This is a genomic window from Halorubrum sp. SP3 (assembly GCF_005435195.1).
Lineage (GTDB): Archaea > Halobacteriota > Halobacteria > Halobacteriales > Haloferacaceae > Halorubrum > Halorubrum sodomense.
The window spans coordinates 1-602 of the sequence record NZ_SGTU01000130.1 but is presented as its reverse complement, the minus strand read 5'-3'; the positions used below and the strand labels follow the sequence as shown (position 1 = coordinate 602).

Here is a 602-nt window from a genome sequence, read left to right as displayed (position 1 = left end):
ATAACCTCCCCTACGAGACAAATGTGGAGCGAGTTCGAACGGAAGTTATCGAGACCTCTCAAGAACTAGTTAGTGCGGCAGCAGAAAATCAAGTCTATACTGGTTCCGCAGTTAGTGCTCGATTTCTTGGCTGGACAGCCGCTTCATCCATTATGAAACGCGATATAGAGGATGGTCGAAACCAAAGTTACACTTCCTTGTTGATTCGCCACTTTCCAAGCCTCATCTCAACGGTTGCTGAATCCGATATGGAGGTAAATGATCTAACTTACCATCAGTGGCTCCGAGCACAGAACAGCGAGCACGTTGAGCCGGTGACCCCTGTGGAGCAATTGATTGGTAGTGTATACGGTTCAATGGCAGAACTAACATCGGCAGCAATCAGATATGAGCTCAAGACAGGACAGCAGATCGTAAGGTGGGAGAGTGTGGCTAGTGGCTGGTCTAGTGGTCTCGATTCTCTCACCCAGATGAACTTAGACGAGATGGCACAGCTTTGGTTCGGAACGACGCTTTATTTGGAGTACATCGCCCGAGAGTCGTCTTCTGACATCATGTCTGGATTTGACTCGTATGGACGTCACAGAGTCACTCGCGACATC

Annotated in this window: 1 protein-coding gene; it reads left to right on the top strand. The window is 48.8% G+C overall.

Translation table 11 applies throughout. From position 1 onward, the window contains the following. The coding region (locus EXE42_RS19690; RefSeq protein ID WP_206750739.1) for a hypothetical protein at positions 1–602 on the top strand (602 nt) is incomplete at both ends.